We start from the raw sequence: 16005 nt of genomic DNA on the forward strand, positions 1-16005 counted from the left end.
GGCCCGCGCGGCGGCGCCCCCGTGGGCGGGGCGCGCGGCCGCCGCGGCGGCGGGCTCGTCGCCGGGGCCGCGCCGGTCGGACCTGGCCGGCTTCCTGTCCGGCCGGTCGGGATGGGGCGGGCCGGTCGGGTTCTTGCGGGGGCCCGGCGGCATCGCGTCCCCTTTCGGGCTCGCCTGTTCCTGGACCCAGCCGGTCTCGTACGCCTCGGCGGGCACCGTACGGCGCGCCCGGTCCCACCGGTAGGCGAGGACGGCCAGGGCGGCGGCCCAGCCAGGCGCGGCACTGGCCTGCGGCACCACGTGGGCGGTCGCCGCCGTCGCGGCTCCGGCGGCGGCGAGCGCGAGCAGCGTCGTGCTCCACGGCGCGTACCCGCGCAGGCGGAACGCGGCCGCGGCCACGGGCACGGCGAGCGCGGCCAGCAGCACCGCCGGGCTCAGGTACGACAGGTCGTCGCCGCCGGGATAGAGCCCGCCCAGGGGCAGGGACAGCGCGACCCAGGACGCGATGACGGCGACGACCGCCATGCCCGTGGGCGAGCGCAGGGTCAGGTGCACGGCGACCAGCAGGACGACCGCGCCCGCCGCCGCGCCGAGGAACGGCCCGTCGAGCACGACCGCGCCGGCCAGCACCAGCGCCACCAGCAGCAGCCCGCCCAGGAACCGCAGCCCCGGCGCGATGTGGAAGTAGCGCACCCGCAGGCGCTCGAAAAGATCCCGCGCCGCGGCGTCCTTCGCCGGGCGGGAGCGGGACCTGTCGAACAAAGCCATCAAGGCGAGTAAAGCGCAGGACCGCCCGGAACGGGACTCCCCGCGCCCGGTTCGTTGGCGCCCGCCCACCCTGCCTGGGGCGGGGCGCAGCTCACCCCGCCGCCGGGACCAGGACATTCGTACTGTCCAGAAGTGGAGGTTCGCATCTGCTGCCGGCACCGGCCGAATCCGTAAGGTCCGAGGCATGGAAGTCAGAACGGCGGAACCGGCGGTGCTCTTCACCGGCGCGACCAAGGATTACGGGACGGTGCGGGCGGTCGACGGCCTCGACCTGCGCCTCGACCGGGGGACGTCCGTGGCGCTCCTCGGCCCGAACGGCGCGGGCAAGTCCACGGCCATCGCGATGCTGCTCGGGCTGATCCCGCCCGACGCGGGCGAGGTGCGGCTGCTGGGCACGGCGCCGCAGCGGGCGGTGCGCAGCGGCCGCGTGGGCGCGATGCCGCAGACGGGGCGGCTGATCGGCGGGGTGACCGTCCGGGAGCTGCTCGGCTTCGTCCGCCGCGCCTACGCGGCGAAGGCCCGCGACCGGGCCGTCCCGCCGCTGGACGAGCTGATGGAGACCGCGCGCGTCGCGGACCTGGCGGGGCGGCGGGCCGACCGGCTGTCGGGCGGGCAGGCGCAGCGCGTCCGGTTCGCGATCGCGGTGGCGGGCGCGCCCGACCTCCTCGTCCTGGACGAGCCGACGACGGGCCTGGACATCGAGTCGAGGCGCGAGCTGTGGGCGAGCGTGCGCTCCTACGCCGAGCACGGGCGGACGATCCTGTTCTCCACCCACTACCTGGAGGAGGCCGACGACTACGCCGACCGGATCGTGGTCATCGACCGGGGCCGCGTCATCGCCGACGGCACCAGCGAGGAGATCAAGCGGCGCGTCCCCGGCCGCACCGTCGCCTTCGACCTGGACGGGCCGGCGGCGGCGCTGGACGGCCTTCCCGGCGTGGTCGGCAGCGAGGTGCGGGGGCGCCGCGTCCTGCTGCACACCACCGACTCGGACGCGACGGTCCTGGCGCTGGCCGAGGCCGGGATGGTCCGCGACCTCGAGGTGACGGGGGCCGGCCTGGAAGAGGCGTTCCTCGCCCTCACCGGACAGAAGGAGGCCCTGCGATGATCCTGTCCTACGTCCGGCTGGAGATGATGCGGCTGCTGCGCGACCCCGGCTACCTCGTGATGAGCCTGATATCGCCGCTCACGATGTACCTGGTGTTCACCAACCTCGACCTGACCGGGAAGTCCGAGCACGCGGGCGCGGTCTACGCGATGGTGGGCATGGCGGGCTTCGGCGCGGTCGGGGCCGTGCTGAACAACGGCGTGTCCATCGCCGAGGACAAGCCGCTCGGCTGGATACGGCAGCTGCGGCTGCTGCCCCTGCGCCCCTCCGAGGTCGTCGTCGGCCGGACTCTGTGCGCGATGGTCGTCGCCGTCCCGCCGATCGTGTCGATCTGCCTGGCCGGCGCGCTGGTGAACGGGGTGTCGCTCGGCGCCGGCCAGTGGGCGGCCGTGGTCGCGCTGCTGTGGGCGGGCATCGCGCCCATGGCGGTCCTCGGGATCGGCCTCGGGTACCTGTTCACCGCGCAGCAGGCGCAGATGGCCGCGCTGACCTGCTACATGGGCCTGTCCCTGCTGGGCGGCCTGTGGGTGCCGATCACCAGGTTCCCCGGGTGGCTGCAGGACATCGGGGCGGCGACGCCGATCAACCGCTACGGCGAGCTGTCCTGGCGCGTCACCGAAGGCCACGCCCCGACGCCGGCCGGCGTCATGCTGCTGGCGTTGTGGGCGGGCGTCTTCGTGGCCTTCGCCGCCTTCGGCTACCGGCGCTCCACCCGAACCCTGTGAACGAGCCCGCAGCCCGTGAGCGGGACGTCCGCATACCGTGGCAATGTGAACGAGGAGAACGACAGGTGATCCCATGGAAGGGCACTCCGCGAAGGCGCGTGCCCGACCTGGATCTGGACACCCTGGACCGCGAAGGACCCCGCGGCCACGTCTTCGTGTTCTGGCTCATCATCCTGGTGTGGCCGCTGTGGGACGTGGCGCAGGGCCGCGCCCGTCCCGTGTGGCTCGCCGTCGCGGCGCTGCTGGTGTTCGCGTTCCTGCACGTCGCCGTCATCCGCACCTCGTTCGACGGGCGCTTCCCCATCCGGGTGCCGATCGTGCTGCTGACCGCCCAGGCGGCGGTCGCGGCCGCGGCGTCCCTGGGCTTCCAGGGCCGGTGGTACACGCTGTTCCCGCTGCTGGGGCTCTCCACCGGCGTCCTCGTCGGGCACCTGCCGCGGCGCGGCGGACCGGAGCTCGCGATGCTCGCCGGCGTCGGCGGCGTCTCCTCGCTGAGCGCCCTGGTCGGCTGGGCGGGCGGCGAGGACGGCGGCGCCCTCGCCGCGATCTGGTACGGCACCGCGACGGCCGGCGTGGTGACCGCGGTGATCCTGCGGCTGTTCACCGTCATCGGCCTGCTCCGGGACGCGCGGGAGGAGCTCGCCGAGGCGGCCGTGGCGCGCGAGCGGCTGCGCTTCTCCCGCGACCTGCACGACCTGCTCGGCCACACGCTGTCGCTGATGGTGGTGAAGGCGCAGGCCGTCCGGCTCATCGCCGAGCGCGACCCGGCGGTGGCCGCCCGGCAGGCCGCCGACATCGAGACCGTGGGGCGGGAGGCCCTGGACGAGGTCCGGCAGGCGGTCAGCGGGTACCGGGGCCGCGGCCTGGCCGGCGAGCTGGACGCCGCCCGCACGGCGCTGGCGGACGCCGGCGTGGAGGCCGCCATCCGCCGCACCGGACCGCCGCTGCCGGCCGGGACGGACGCGCTGCTCGGCTGGGCGGTCCGCGAAGGGGTCACCAACGTGATCCGGCACAGCGGGGCCGCGCACTGCGACATCACCGTCCGCGCGGACGGTGACCGGGCCGTCCTGGAGGTGCGGGACGACGGGGCCGGCGCGTCCGGGCGGCACGGGCCGGGCGCCCACGGCGGCCACGGGCTGCGCGGGCTGTCCGAGCGGGTGGCGACGGCCGACGGCACGGTCCGGGCCGGCCCCGCGCCCGGAGGAGGGTTCCTGCTGACCGTCACCGTCCCCGCCGGCGCGGCGCGGGGCGCGGGTGGACAATGAGCGACGTGATCAGAGTGCTGCTCGCCGAGGACCAGGGCATGATGCGCGGCGCGCTCGCCCTGCTGCTCGGCCTGGAGGAGGACGTCGAGGTCGTCGCCGAGGTCGGCGACGGCGCGCAGGCGCTGGCCGAGGCGCTGCGCACCCGCCCGGACGTCGCCGTGCTCGACATCGAGATGCCCGGCCGCAGCGGCCTGGACGTCGCCGCCGACCTGCGCCGCGAGCTGCCCGCGTGCAAGGTGCTGATCGTGACCACGTTCGGGCGGCCCGGCTACCTGCGCCGCGCGATGGAGGCGGGGGCGAGCGGGTTCCTGGTCAAGGACGGCCCCATCGAGGACCTGGTCACGGCCCTGCGGCGCGTCCTGGCCGGGGAGCAGGTCGTCGACCCGGCGCTGGCCGCGGCGGCGCTGTCGGTCGGCCCGAACCCGCTGACCGAGCGGGAGCGCGACGTGCTGTCGGCCGCGGCCGACGGGTCCACCGTCGCCGACATCGCCGCGCGGCTGCACCTGTCGGAGAGCACCGTCCGGAACTACCTGTCCGCCGCGATCGGCAAGACGGGCGCGCGCAACCGCATCGAGGCGGTGGGCACCGCGCGGCACAACGGCTGGCTCTGACGCGCGTCCGCCGGGCGCTGCCATGATGGGCGGATGCGGATCCTGCGTACGCCCGACGAGCGCTTCGACCACCTCCCGGACTTCCCCTACGAACCGCGCTACGCCGACGTGCCCGCCCAGGACGGCGACGGCGCGCTGCGGATGGCCTACGTCGAGGCGGGCCCCTCCGACGGCCCCGTCGTGCTGTGCCTGCACGGCGAGCCGAGCTGGTCGTTCCTCTACCGCCGCGTCATGCGGGTCCTGGCCGGCGCGGGGCTCCGCGTCGTCGCGCCCGACCTGGTCGGTTTCGGGCGCTCCGACAAGCCCGCCGAGATGACCGACCACACCTACGCCCGCCACATCGAATGGACGCGCTCGCTGGTGTTCGACGCCCTCGACCTGCGGGACGTCACCCTCGTCGGGCAGGACTGGGGCGGCCTCATCGGCCTGCGCCTGGTCACCGCCCACCAGGACCGGTTCTCCCGCGTCGTCGTGGCCAACACCGGCCTGCCCACGGGCGACTTCCCGATGCCGGAGACGTGGCTGAGGTTCCGGCAGTCCGTCCGCACGGCCGCCGAGTTCGACATCGCCCGCAACATCGCCGCCGGATGCCGCACCGCCCTGACCGACGAGGTGCGCGCCGCCTACGACGCGCCGTTCCCGGACGAGTCGTTCAAGGCGGGGCCGCGGGCGATGCCGGCGCTCGTCCCCGCCGAACCCGACGACCCGGAGGCGCAGCCGAACCGCGACGCCTGGGACGTCCTGCGCGCGTGGGACAAGCCGTTCCTGGTCGCCTTCAGCGACAAGGACCCCATCACCGGTGCGATGGCCCCGCTGTTCAAGCAGCTGGTTCCGGGCGCGCAGGGCATCGAGCACCCTACGATCGACGGCGCGGGCCACTTCCTGCAGGAGGACGACGGGGAGCGGCTCGGCCACGCGATCGCGGCGTTCATGCGGTCGTGAGCCCCGCGTTCGCAGGTTCCCGCGTTCGCAGGTTCCCGCGTTCGCCGGCCGCTGCGCTCGTGAGTCCACGCGTCCTAGAGGAGCCTCCTTGACCGACACGACCGGCGACGCCCTCCCCGGGCTCGACCCCGGCCCCGCATCCGCGGGGATCCCGCGCGCCGCGGGCTACGAGATCGAGGACGAGCTGCGGGCCGCGCGCCCGGTCACGATCGCCGGGGTGGACGAGGTCGGCCGCGGCGCCTGGGCCGGACCCGTCGTGGTGTGCGCCGCCGTCACCGACCTGAGCCCGCCGCCCGTCCTGCCGGGGCGCGGCGAGAAGACCGTCGCGCTGACCGACTCCAAGCTGCTCACCGGGGCGCACCGCGAGGCGTTCGCCGGCCTGCTGCCCGGATGGCTCGCCGGGCACGCGATCGGCGCGTCGTCGCCCGAGGAGATCGACGAGGTCGGCATGACCGAGGCGCTGCGGCGTGCCGCCGTCCGCGCGCTGGAATCGCTACCCGCCCGGCCCGACGTGGTCATCCTGGACGGCAAGCACGACTTCCTGGGCCGGCCCTGGCGCGTCCGGTGCGAGATCAAGGCCGACCAGAGGTCGGTCACGGTCGCCGCCGCGTCCGTCTTGGCGAAGGTCCACCGCGACCGGCTGATGGCGGAGCTGGACGGCGAGTTCCCCGGCTACGGGTTCGCCGACAGCGCCGGGTACCCCTCGCCCGTCCACCAGAAGGCGCTGGAGGAGCACGGGCCCACGCCGCACCACCGAATGTCCTGGTCGTACCTGGACGACCTCCCGCGCTGGCGGCACCTGAAGAAGCACCGCGACCCGCTCGCCGGCGAAGGGCAGCTCAGCCTCCTGTGAGTCCCTGCGAGACCCTCCCGGGGAGTCATCGCGGCCTGGCCGGGTAGGCGCCATCCACGGGAGGTACATGCCATGGATGCCGTCGTGAAGAAGCTGCTGCGCGAGTCCGGCCAGACGTTCGCCGAGGAGGCCGGCATAACGCTGAAGGACCAGCCTGCCGCCTTGTTCAAGCTGCTCGTCCTGGCCAACCTGCTGAGCGCGCGCATCTCGGCGGACATCGCGGTGTCCGCCGCCCGCGAACTGTTCGCGGCCGGCGGCGGAACCGCGCGCGGCATGAGCCGGCTGTCGTGGCAGGACCGGGTGGACGCGCTCGGGCGCGGCCACTACGTCCGCTACGACGAGTCGACCGCGTCCCGCCTGGGCGAGACCGCCGAGATCGTCCAGGACAAGTACAAGGGCGACCTGCGGCGCCTCGCCATCGAGTCGGGACGCGACCCGAAGAAGGCCGCCGAGCTGCTGCAGGAGTTCCCCGGCATCGGCCCCACCGGCGTGGACATCTTCTTCCGCGAAGCGCAGGCCATCTGGCCGTGGCTGCGCCCCCACATCGACGACCAGGTCAAGAAGGGCGCCGAACGGCTCGGCCTGCCCACCGACGCCGGCGAGCTCGCCGAGAAGGTCCCCGGCAAGGACCTGGCGCGGTTCACCGCGGCCCTCGTGCGGGTCGCCCACGACAAGAAGCTGGCGGAGCAGCTGAAGGCCGCGTGAGCGCCGCTCAGTCCTTGCCGCGCGAGGCGACCCACTCCAGGTTCCAGCCGTACGCCTGGTCGACGGCCATCTTGCCCCAGCGCGGCCGGCCGGGAGGCGGCAGGATGAACCGCCCCTCCCGGCGGACGACCAGCTCGCCGTTCACGTTCTCGATGAGCGCCAGGACCGCGTCGCGGGAGCCGTCCACGCAGTCGTCCATCCGCATGTCGATGGGCGGCGCGCCCACCGGGAACAGCGTGGCGATCGCGTCCAGGCCGCGGAAGTCGTCGGCGCCGTCGTAGATCTCGGCGAACACCAGGATGCGCTTGAAGTCCCCGGTGTGGTCGAGGTTGATGTGGAGGTTCTCGCCCGACTCGATGGCGCCGGTGCGGTCGTCCTTGTCGAGCTTGATGAACGGCGCGCGGTCGAGGGCGCCCATGTCGCCGATCGCGTGGATGATGCCCTTGCGGCCGTCCTGCAGTTCCCAGAGGCAGCACAGGTCGAGGTCGAGGTCGACGCCGCGGCGGCGCTTGCCGAGCCGCCCCTTGGCGGCGCCCTCGCGGGCGGTCCAGTTGAGGTTGACGCGCATGTGGCCGCCCGTCGCGCCGTGCTTGGTGAGCGACACCGACGGGGCGTTCTTCGTCAGGGAGATCTTGCCGCCCTGCTGCTGCGGCTGCGCCGGGCCGGGCGGGGGCGCGTACTGGCCGGGAGGCGGCGGCGCGTACTGACCACCTGGGGGAGGCGGCGGCGCGTACTGGCCCGGTGGAGGCGGCGGCGGAGGCGGAACGTACTGGCCGCCTGGCGGCGGAGGCGGCGGCGCGTACTGGCCGGGCGGCGGAGGGGGCGGCGCGTACTGGCCGCCTGGCGGCGGAGGCGGCGGCGCGTACTGGCCGGGCGGCGGAGGGGGCGGCGCGTACTGGCCGCCGGGCGGCGGAGGCGGCGGCGCGTACTGCGGCTGCGGGGGCGCCGGAGGGGCGGGCGGCCGCACCGGCTGCGGGGGCGGCGGCGGTGCCGCCTGGCCCGGGTCGTCGACCGAGATGCCGTAGTCGGTGGCCAGGCCCGCGAGGCCCGAGTCGTACCCCTGGCCGACCGCGCGGAACTTCCACGCGCCCTGCCGCCGGTACAGCTCACCGAGCACGAACGCCGTCTCCGTGGTCGCGCCGGGGCTGTCGAACCGGGCGACCTCCGTGCCGCCCGCCGCGTCCACGACCCGCACGTACAGGCCCTGGAACTGGCCGAACGTCCCGCCGTCCGCGGACGCCGCGATGACGATCTTGTCGATGGCGGGTTCGACCCGGCTCAGGTCCACCGACAGGACGTCCAGGACCGTCGGCCCCTGCTGCTTGCCCTCGTGCCGCACCGCGCCGGAGGCGTGCGCCGGCTGGTTGTAGAAGACGAAGTCGCCGTCGGACCGGACCCGCCCGGCCTCGGTCACCAGGAGCGCCGACGCGTCCGCGTCCGGCACGCCCGGACCGGCCTGCCAGCCCAGCTCGACCCGCACCGAGGGAACCGGCACCGCGGTGTTGGCGCCCTTCTGCATCGACATGAACGCTCCTCATCATCGGCCGACGTCACCAACCTACGGCGTGCCGCCGCACGCCCGCGACCTGCCATGAGGAGGACGCACGGCGGCGCGCCAGGGTTCCGCCCCGGCCGCGCGCGTCAGGGGATGCGGGCCGTCCACTCCGGAGTGGCGAACTTGTCGGTGACGTACTTGCGGGCCAGGCGCAGTTCGTCCTCGCCCACCCGGTCGCCGGTGAGGCCGTACCGGGACCGGAAGTGCCCGATCATGCGGTCGATGATCTCCTCGCGGGGCAGGCCGGTCTGCCGCCGCAGCGGGTCCACCCGCTTCACCGCGCTGGCGATCCCCTTGTCGGAGATCTTCTCCCGGCCGATGCGCAGGACCTGCAGCATCTTCTCCGCGTCGATGTCGTAGGCCATCGTCACGTGGTGCAGCACCGCGCCCGACGCGAGCCGCTTCTGCGCCGCACCGGCGATCTTGCCGTTGTCGGACGTGATGTCGTTCAGCGGCTGGTACCACGCCTTGATCCCGAGCCCGCCGAGCGCGCCGAGCACCCAGTCGTCCAGGAACGCGTAGCTCTCCGCGAACGACATCCCGGCGACCAGCGTCTCCGGCGCGTACAGCGAGTACGTGATCGTGTTGCCGGGCTCGATGAACATCGCTCCGCCGCCGCTGATGCGCCGCACCACCTCGACGCCGTGCCGCTCCGCCGCCGCGGCGTCCACCTCGTTGCGCAGCGACTGGAAGCTGCCGATGACCACCGCGGGCGACGCCCACTCCCACACCCGCAGCGTCGGCGGGCGGCGGCCCGCGCCGACCTCCTCGGCGAGCACCTGGTCGAGCGCCATGTGCAGGGCCGGTTCCTGCGGCGGCTCGTGGACCAGCCGCCAGTCGTGGTCGCGCCAGTCCGACGCCTTGGCGACGGCCCGCCGCACCGCGATGCCGACGGCCTCGGCGGTGATGCCGAGCATCACCGTGCCGCGCGGCAGCCCCGCCTGGACGCGGACGCCGATCGCCCTGGCGTCCAGCGCCGCGGGCAGCCCGTCGAGGACGCCGTTGATCGCGTCCAGGGCCGCGTCCGGTTCGAGGAAGAAGTCGCCGCTGATCCGAGGGTTGCGCAGGACACCGTCGACGACGTCGACGTCCGCGACCACGAGCTTGCCACCGGGGACCTTGTACTCACCGTGCATCACATAGAGGTGAACCCGGCGCCCGCACACCCCATTCCGCGGGTTCAACCGGGGAGGCGGTAGGGCATCGTTAAGGGACGGCGTTGTGGGAAGGGCGGTTGCGGTGAGCAATCTCGATGTCCGGCCGAAGCCGGTGCAGTGCGGCGGACGCGACGACGTGGCGGGTGGGCCCGTCCACGAACTGCTGCCGCCGCGCCGGGTCCCGCTGGGCGAGAGCACCGTCGTCCGCCGGCTGCTGCCCAGCCTGGGGCGGCGGATGGTGGGCGCATGGTGCTTCGTCGACCACTACGGGCCGGACGACATCACCGACCAGCCCGGCATGCAGGTGCCGCCGCATCCGCACATCGGGCTGCAGACCGTCAGCTGGCTGCACGGCGGGGAGGTCCTGCACCGCGACAGCCTCGGCAGCCTGCAGACCATCCGCCCGAAGCAGCTCGGGCTGATGACCGCCGGCCGCGCCATCGCCCACTCGGAGGAGTCGCCGCGCGACCACTCCCCCGTCCTGCACGGCGCCCAGCTCTGGGTCGCGCTCCCGGACGCCCACCGGCACACCGACCCCGCCTGGGAGTTCCACCCCGACCTGCCCGTGGTCACCGCCCCCGGCTTCACCGCCACTCTCCTGCTGGGCGAACTCGACGGCGCCGCCTCCCCCGGCACCGCGTTCACCCCGATCATGGGCGCGGACATCGCCCTGGAAGACGGCGCCGACGTGCGCCTGCCGGTCGAGCCGGACTTCGAGTACGCGGCGCTCACCATGTCCGGCGCCATCGAGATCGACGGCGAGCGGGTCGAACCCGGCTCGATGCTCTACCTCGGCTCCGGACGCCGCGAGCTGCCGCTGCGGGCCGACGGGCCCGGCGGCTTCGTCCTGCTGGGCGGCGAGCCGTTCGAGGAGAAGCTCGTCATGTGGTGGAACTTCATCGCCCGAGCCGGAGAGGAGATCGCCCAGGCCCGCGAGGACTGGATGACGGGCGACCGCTTCGGCGCGGTGGAGGGCTACCGCGGCGACCGCCTCCCCGCACCGCCCATGCCGGCGGCGCGCCTGAAGCCCCGCGGCCGGACGCGCTGACCTACCCCCAGCTCGCCTCATGGCGGACGGGGAAGTTGACCGAGTTCGCGATGAAGCAGAGCTCATGCGCCTTCTCGTGCAGCTCGGCGGCCCTCCCGGCCTGCGCGGAGTCGGCCAGCGTCACGTGCGGCCGCAGGACGACCTCCTCGAACCGCCCGCCGCCGTCCGAGCCCTCCACCATGACACCCCGCGGCTCGTCCTCGTAGCCGGTCACCACGATCTTCTCGACCGCGTCCTCACCCGCCGACCATAGCCGTCACCTGCGACGTTCGCGATATCTCCGGACAGGCCGTCATACTCTCCGTCTAACCGGGCCCCATCCCCGTGCTGAAGGAGTCGACCGCATGCGCTCTCGGCCGCTCTACGACGTCGTGGCAGTCCTCGCGCGGCTCGGCGTGGGCATCGTCTTCATGGCGCACGGCTGGCAGAAGATCGAGGCGGGCATCACCGCGACCGGCCGTACGTTCGACGACCTCGGCGTGCCGCTGCCCACCGCCGCCGCCGTCTACTCGGCGTTCGTCGAGCTCCTCGGCGGCGCGGCGCTCATCGCCGGCCTCGGGCTGCCCGTCACGGGCGCCCTGCTGTTCATCGACATGGCCGGCGCGTTCGTCTTCGTCCACGCCGACCAGGGCCTGTTCGTGGTGGACGGCGCGACGGTGCGAAACGGCTACGAGCTCGTCGTGGCCCTCGGCATGGCCAGCCTCGTGTTCGCCGCGGGCGGCGGCGGCCGCCTCACCGTCGACCAGTGGATCACCGGCAAGCGCCGGACCGGCCCGGACGCCGACGACGAGGACGACGCCGCGAGCTTCGTGGAATCCCTCCGCCAGGCCGAACTGAAGCCGCCGAAGAAGCCCCGCCGCAGCCCGAAGGCCGTCACCGCCCCGGAACCGGCCCCGGACAAGCCGTCCCCCGACGGCTCCGAGGACGACCTCCTGGTGGCGAGCCGCCGCAAGACCTCACGCCGCCGCTCCTCGACCACCCAGCCGATCAAGTCCCCCACCGACGACAAGCCCGAGCCCTCCTGAAGACGCCGCCACCCTGGGTGCTCCCAAGAACGCCAACGCCCGGTAAGTACGCGAGGTGCTTACCGGGCGGAGGAGGCAGGCGTCAGCTGCAGCCGCTGGTGGAGCCGCAGCCTTCGCAGACGTAGCAGCTGCCGGCCGGGCGCATCTTCGTGCCGCAGGTGAGGCAGAGCGGCGCGTCGGCCGTGCGGCCCTGGCGGCTCTCGATCGCCTCCACGGACGAGTGGGCCTCGTACGCGGGGGCGGCCGGGGCCGGGGCGGCCGGCTTGCTGATCTCGGCGGACTGGGCGAGCGACTCGCGGTCGACCTCGTCCTCGGCGTGCAGGGCGGCCGGGTCCTCGCCGTTGGCCTGCATCGCGCGCTCCTCGGCGGTGAAGATGCCGAGGCCCGCGCGCTCCTCGTAGGGGAGGTGGTCCAGCGCCAGGCGGCGGAAGATGTAGTCCATCACCGAGGTCGCCATGCGGATGTCGGGGTCGTCGGTCATGCCGGCGGGCTCGAACCGCATGTTGGTGAACTTCTCCACCCACGTCTCCAGCGGGACGCCGTACTGCAGGCTGATGGAGATCGCCATGGAGAAGGCGTCCATCACGCCGGCGAGCGTGGAGCCCTGCTTGCCGAGCTTGAGGAACACCTCGCCGACGCCGTCGTCCGGGTAGGACGAGGCGGTCATGTAGCCCTCGGCGCCGGCGACGGAGAACCGGGTGACGGTCGCGGGACGCTGCTTCGGCAGCCGCCTGCGGACCGGGCGGGGGGCCGCCGCCTCCGCCGGCGCCTCCTTGTCCTTCTTGCCGGCGGCCGACAGGGGCTGGCCGACCTTGCAGTTGTCGCGGTAGATCGCCAGGGCCTTCAGGCCGAGCCGCCAGCCCTCGAAGTACACCTTCTCGATGTCCTCGACGGTGGCCGACTCCGGCATGTTGACCGTCTTGGAGATCGCGCCGGACAGGAACGGCTGGACGGCCGCCATCATCCGGACGTGCCCCATCGGGCTGATCGCCCGCTCGCCCATCGCGCAGTCGAACACCTCGTAGTGCTCGGGACGCAGCCCCGGCGCGTCCACCACGTGGCCGTGCTCGGCGATGTACTCGACGATCGCCTCGATCTGCTCCTGCTGGTAGCCGAGCTTCTCCAGGGCGCGCGGCACCGTGTGGTTGACGATCTGCATGGACCCGCCGCCGACGAGCTTCTTGAACTTCATCAGCGCGAGGTCGGGCTCGATGCCGGTGGTGTCGCAGTCCATCATCAGCCCGATGGTGCCGGTCGGAGCGAGCAGGCTGGCCTGGGCGTTGCGGTAGCCGTGCTTCTCGCCGGCCTTGAGGCAGTCCGCCCACTGCTTGGCGGCGGCGGCGTGGATCGCCTTGTCCATCTCGTCCAGCGTGCGGATGCCGTCGTTGGCGGCGGCGTGCTTGCGCATGACCCGCTTGTGCGCCTCGGCGTTGCGCGCGTAGCCCGCGTACGGCCCCACCACGCCGGCGATCTCGGCGGAGCGCTTGTAGGCGACGCCCGTCATCAGCGACGTGATCGCCGCGGCGAGGGAGCGGCCGCCCTCGGAGTCGTAGGCGTGCCCCGTCGCCATCAGCAGCGCGCCCAGGTTGGCGTAGCCGATGCCGAGCTGCCGGTAGTCGCGGGTCGTCTCGGCGATCTTCTCGGTCGGGAAGTCGGCGAACGTGATCGAGATGTCCATCGCCGTGATGATCAGCTCGGTGAGCTTCACGAACTTCGCGACGTCGAACGTGCCCGCGTCGGTGAGGAACTTCAGCAGGTTGATGCTCGCGAGGTTGCAGGACGAATTGTCCAGGCTCATGTACTCACTGCACGGGTTACTTGCGGTGATACGCCCGGTTTCGGGGTTGGTGTGCCAGTCGTTGATCGTGTCGTCGTACTGGATGCCGGGGTCGGCGCACTCCCACGCGGCCTTGGCCATGAGCCGGAACAGGTCCTTGGCCTTGACGGTCTCGATGACCTCGCCCGTCATGCGGGCGCGCAGCCCGAACTCGCCGTCGGACTCCACGGCCTGCATGAACTCGTCCGACACGCGGACGGAGTTGTTGGCGTTCTGGTACTGGACGCTGCTGATGTCCCGGCCGCCGAGGTCCATGTCGAACCCGGCGTCCCGCAGCGCGCGGATCTTGTCCTCCTCGCGCGCCTTGGTCTCGATGAACTCCTCGATGTCGGGGTGGTCGACGTCCAGCACGACCATCTTCGCGGCGCGCCGGGTCGCCCCGCCCGACTTGATCGTCCCGGCGGACGCGTCGGCGCCCCGCATGAACGAGACGGGCCCGCTGGCGGTGCCGCCCGAGGAGAGCAGCTCCTTGCTGGACCGGATGCGGGACAGGTTCAGGCCGGCCCCTGAGCCGCCCTTGAAGATGACGCCCTCTTCCTTGTACCAGTCGAGGATCGACTCCATCGTGTCGTCCACCGACAGGATGAAGCACGCGCTCACCTGCTGCGGGGACTTGGTGCCGACGTTGAACCAGACCGGGGAGTTGAAGCTGAAGAGCTGGTGGACGAGGGCGTACTTCAGCTCGTGGTCGAAGATCTCGGCGTCCTGCTCGGAGGCGAAATAGCCCTCCCGCAGGCCCGTCTCCACGTACACGCGGACGACGCGGTCGACGAGCTGCTTCAGGCTCCATTCCCGCTGCGGGGTGCCGACCGCGCCGCGGAAGTACTTGGACGTGACGATGTTGACGGCGTTCAGCGACCAGAAGTCGGGGAACTCGACGCCGCGCTGCTCGAAGTTGACCGAGCCGTCCCGCCAGTTGGTCATGACGACGTCACGACGTTCCCAGCGCAGCTCGTCGTACGGGTGCACGCCGGGCGTGGTGAAAATGCGCTCGATCTTCAGCCCTTTGCGGCCCCCCTTGCCGCGCCGTGCCGACGAGCCGCTCACCGTCTCCGTCATGACCTTCCCCCTTCTCGGGCTCCCGCCGGGCCCTGTTCAGGAACAACTCCGCCGCCGCGCAGGACATGCCCGCGCGGAGGCGCCTTCAATGTGCTGGTAGTGCCGGAACCGTCCCTTACCGGGACGGGCCGGGCTCCCCCGAGGAACCGGCCTTCCGCAGTGCTTCGATCTCCTTGGCGAAGTCGTCCAGCGACTCGAAGCTCCGGTAGACCGAGGCGAATCGCAGATAGGCGACCTCATCGAGTTCACGGAGCGGCCCCAGAATCGCGAGGCCGACCTCGTGCGAGGGGATTTCCGCGGATCCGGACGACCTGATCGCCTCTTCGACCCGCTGCCCCAGCTTCGCGAGCGCATCCTCGTCGACCGGACGGCCCTGGCAGGCCCTGCGCACCCCGGCGATGATCTTCTCCCGGGAGAACGGCTCGGTGACCCCGCTGCGCTTGGCCACCATCACGAGGACATTCTCCTGCGTCGTGAATCGCCGGCCGCATTCCGCGCACGAGCGGCGCCGCCGAATGGCGCCGCCGTCGTCGGTGGAACGGCTGTCGATCACTTTGGTGTCAGGGTTGCGGCAGAACGGGCAGTGCACGCTCGATCCCCTCCCCTGACGTTAATGAGTTGCACCGATGGAACCGCCATATATAGGGAACTACATCGGTGTGACTACTAGATGTTGTGGTCAACGGTACGGCTCGGCGCAGGCGTTCGCAACCCGCTCCGGAGCCTCGCGCGTCACATCCGGCACGTCCGCGCAGGTCATCTCCCGCGTCACGGATTTCGTCCCGGGCGTGTCGTCACCCGGCGTGCGCGGCGGTCACGGAACGCCTGGTCGGACGCCCCGCCGCGCCGGTCAGCCGGCGGGGAGGCGGATCTCCTGGCCGGGGCGGACGGTCGGGTCGCCGTTCAGGCCGTTGAGGTCGAGGATGCGCTGGACGGTCAGGCGCGGGTCGGCGCCGGGGTCGGCCGACGAGGCGATGCCCCAGAGCGTGTCGCCGGGCTCCACCACCACGGTCCTGGCCGGGCCGGACGGGCCGCGGCCGCCGTCGCGGGAGCCCGCGACGGCGCCCGGGCCGGCGGTGAGCCACAGGCCGGCGAGCGTGACGGCGGCGGCGAAGCCGACGAGGACGGCGCGTCCGCGGCGGGTTAGGCGGATCGGGGGACGGTCACTGTGCGGTGAACCGGACATCTCTCCCCTCCTCGACGTCGAATGAATTTTCGATCGAACGCCTGTACGATGTTCTACCAGGAGAGGGCCGGAAAAAGCGAGTACATCTTCGAACAATTGTTTGATCATTAGGCCGGGACGCGATAGCGTTCATGACGAGGAGTGACCGATCGAGGCGCCCG

Annotated in this window: 15 protein-coding genes and 1 pseudogene; 9 read left to right on the top strand and 7 right to left on the bottom strand. The window is 72.7% G+C overall.

Features of this window, described 5'->3' with window-relative positions:
• Positions 1 to 768: pseudogene (locus ACIWVC_RS16700) on the bottom strand (ATPase); the annotation flags it as partial.
• Between the two features lie 184 nt (positions 769 to 952).
• Between ACIWVC_RS16700 and ACIWVC_RS16705 the strand changes: the two are divergent.
• From ACIWVC_RS16705 to ACIWVC_RS16735, 7 genes are all read left to right on the top strand, one after another.
• Positions 953 to 1876, top strand: a complete 924-nt coding sequence (locus tag ACIWVC_RS16705) for an ATP-binding cassette domain-containing protein (RefSeq protein WP_396449916.1) — start codon at positions 953 to 955, stop codon at positions 1874 to 1876.
• Positions 1873 to 2601 carry an ABC transporter permease gene (locus tag ACIWVC_RS16710; RefSeq protein ID WP_396449917.1) on the top strand — a complete coding sequence of 243 codons (729 nt, stop codon included), beginning with the start codon at positions 1873 to 1875 and terminating at the stop codon, positions 2599 to 2601. Before ACIWVC_RS16705 ends, ACIWVC_RS16710 begins: the two co-directional genes overlap by 4 nt.
• A gap of 98 nt (positions 2602 to 2699) precedes the next feature.
• Entirely contained in the window at positions 2700 to 3866 is a 1167-nt protein-coding gene (locus ACIWVC_RS16715; protein WP_396449918.1) for a histidine kinase, read from the top strand.
• Positions 3867 to 3871: 5 nt separating this feature from the next.
• A complete protein-coding gene (locus ACIWVC_RS16720; RefSeq protein ID WP_396449919.1) occupies positions 3872 to 4477 on the top strand; it encodes a DNA-binding response regulator in 606 nt (201 codons plus the stop codon).
• A gap of 33 nt (positions 4478 to 4510) precedes the next feature.
• Positions 4511 to 5419, top strand: coding sequence for a haloalkane dehalogenase (locus tag ACIWVC_RS16725; RefSeq protein WP_396449920.1), 909 nt, complete (start codon positions 4511 to 4513; stop codon positions 5417 to 5419).
• A gap of 88 nt (positions 5420 to 5507) precedes the next feature.
• The gene (locus ACIWVC_RS16730; protein WP_396449921.1) at positions 5508 to 6272 is read left to right on the top strand and encodes a ribonuclease HII; all 765 of its coding nucleotides are present in this window, start codon (positions 5508 to 5510) and stop codon (positions 6270 to 6272) included.
• 72 nt (positions 6273 to 6344) lie between these two features.
• Positions 6345 to 6977: an endonuclease gene (locus ACIWVC_RS16735; RefSeq protein WP_396449922.1), complete on the top strand. Its 633-nt coding sequence runs from the start codon at positions 6345 to 6347 to the stop codon at positions 6975 to 6977.
• A 7-nt stretch (positions 6978 to 6984) separates the two neighbouring features.
• Here the strand turns inward: ACIWVC_RS16735 and ACIWVC_RS16740 are convergent, their stop codons facing one another.
• Entirely contained in the window at positions 6985 to 8502 is a 1518-nt protein-coding gene (locus ACIWVC_RS16740) for a TerD family protein (RefSeq protein ID WP_396454288.1), read from the bottom strand.
• A gap of 116 nt (positions 8503 to 8618) precedes the next feature.
• Positions 8619 to 9668 (bottom strand): biotin/lipoate A/B protein ligase family protein, encoded by a 1050-nt coding sequence (locus tag ACIWVC_RS16745; RefSeq protein WP_396449924.1) that lies wholly within the window; start codon positions 9666 to 9668, stop codon positions 8619 to 8621.
• Positions 9669 to 9771: 103 nt separating this feature from the next.
• On the opposite strand from ACIWVC_RS16745, the gene ACIWVC_RS16750 reads away from it, so the two are divergent.
• On the top strand, positions 9772 to 10737 hold the full coding sequence (locus ACIWVC_RS16750; RefSeq protein ID WP_396449925.1) for a pirin family protein: 966 nt from the start codon (positions 9772 to 9774) through the stop codon (positions 10735 to 10737).
• A gap of 1 nt (position 10738) precedes the next feature.
• Here ACIWVC_RS16750 and ACIWVC_RS16755 read toward each other — a convergent pair whose 3' ends face one another.
• Positions 10739 to 10951 carry an OsmC family protein gene (locus tag ACIWVC_RS16755; protein WP_396449926.1) on the bottom strand — a complete coding sequence of 71 codons (213 nt, stop codon included), beginning with the start codon at positions 10949 to 10951 and terminating at the stop codon, positions 10739 to 10741.
• Between the two features lie 130 nt (positions 10952 to 11081).
• On the opposite strand from ACIWVC_RS16755, the gene ACIWVC_RS16760 reads away from it, so the two are divergent.
• A complete protein-coding gene (locus ACIWVC_RS16760; protein ID WP_396449927.1) occupies positions 11082 to 11762 on the top strand; it encodes a DoxX family protein in 681 nt (226 codons plus the stop codon).
• Positions 11763 to 11844: 82 nt separating this feature from the next.
• On the opposite strand, the gene ACIWVC_RS16765 is transcribed toward ACIWVC_RS16760, so the two are convergent.
• The 3 genes from ACIWVC_RS16765 to ACIWVC_RS16775 form a co-directional block, all read right to left on the bottom strand.
• Positions 11845 to 14658 carry a vitamin B12-dependent ribonucleotide reductase gene (locus ACIWVC_RS16765; protein WP_396449928.1) on the bottom strand — a complete coding sequence of 938 codons (2814 nt, stop codon included), beginning with the start codon at positions 14656 to 14658 and terminating at the stop codon, positions 11845 to 11847.
• Between the two features lie 115 nt (positions 14659 to 14773).
• A complete protein-coding gene (gene nrdR, locus ACIWVC_RS16770) occupies positions 14774 to 15247 on the bottom strand; it encodes a transcriptional regulator NrdR (RefSeq protein ID WP_396449929.1) in 474 nt (157 codons plus the stop codon).
• A 261-nt stretch (positions 15248 to 15508) separates the two neighbouring features.
• Positions 15509 to 15844: a LysM peptidoglycan-binding domain-containing protein gene (locus ACIWVC_RS16775; protein ID WP_396449930.1), complete on the bottom strand. Its 336-nt coding sequence runs from the start codon at positions 15842 to 15844 to the stop codon at positions 15509 to 15511.
• Positions 15845 to 16005 lie beyond the last annotated feature (161 nt).

This window comes from Actinomadura sp., assembly GCF_044508335.1.
GTDB lineage: Bacteria > Actinomycetota > Actinomycetes > Streptosporangiales > Streptosporangiaceae > Spirillospora.